The sequence below is a fragment of the Bowmanella yangjiangensis genome, from assembly GCF_017255015.1.
GTDB classification, from domain to species: Bacteria; Pseudomonadota; Gammaproteobacteria; order Enterobacterales; family Alteromonadaceae; genus Bowmanella; species Bowmanella yangjiangensis.
Genome location: NZ_JAFKCS010000791.1, coordinates 1 through 332 on the forward strand (window position 1 = coordinate 1; position 332 = coordinate 332).

The 332-nt window shown below is 73.5% G+C and carries 1 pseudogene; it reads right to left on the minus strand.

Going from position 1 to position 332, the window contains the following annotated elements:
- Window positions 1-332 (minus strand): annotated as a pseudogene (locus J0A65_RS26700) (PAS domain-containing sensor histidine kinase); the annotation flags it as partial.

Genomic DNA, 332 nt, shown 5'->3' on the forward strand with positions numbered 1-332 from the left:
GCACTGCGACTCATGCCGCCGGCCAGGCCAACCAGCTGCACCAGCAACTGGCGCAGCCAGGGCAACCACTCCAGCCCGGCGCCTTCCTCCACCTGCAGCAGCAACAGCCCCGCGCCACCGTCCTCCAGGCTCAGCGCCAGCGCCTGGCCATGGTGGATGGCGGCGCGACGCAAGCGTCCGGCCAGCCAGCACGGCAGCTGGCGCAATGCGTCCAGGCTCATGCTCGGTTGCGCCAGCAGCGCCTCGAACAGCACCTGGTCGCCAGCAGCCAGGGGGTCGCCCAGCCCCGGCGGCAGGCGCGGGCCGCCGCCCTCCTGCGCATAGGTCCCGCT